1 pseudogene is annotated in these 443 nt (G+C 65.0%); it reads right to left on the bottom strand.

What is annotated here, in order from left to right:
• Positions 1-443: pseudogene (locus tag A6V37_RS41485) on the bottom strand (acyl-CoA dehydrogenase family protein); the annotation flags it as partial.

Genomic DNA, 443 nt, shown 5'->3' on the forward strand with positions numbered 1-443 from the left:
GGGATAGGCGATCGTAACACCGAGCAGGTTGAGCGGACAGGGTCGGCGGAGCCCGATCTCAGAAGTAGTCCGACGTGCGTGGGCAGACAGCACTTCGCCATGAGACGTCAGCATATCTCGGGGCGCGGTGATGTACACCGTGCCCTGCGAGGACACCGCGGGACGCTGACCGTGGATGAGTATTGCGGCTGGCCGCTCCTTGGCAGTGAGACTACGCGCAGGATGTTTGCCGCCAGCGCTGATCCCGTCGCGGCGGAGAATCGCGGCAGCGGGGCCGGGGTCGGGCTGCGTACGCGTCCAGCAACCAGTGTTGGCGGTGACCATGGCGGTCAGTTCCTGATTACCGATCGAGTGTGCCATGATCAACGGAGCGGGCGCCACGCCGATCGAAACGGCAAGCCCGGCATCACCCCAGCCGAGCTCTTCGCCGATCAGCGATTCGA

The organism is Paraburkholderia ginsengiterrae (assembly GCF_001645125.1).
GTDB lineage: Bacteria > Pseudomonadota > Gammaproteobacteria > Burkholderiales > Burkholderiaceae > Paraburkholderia > Paraburkholderia ginsengiterrae.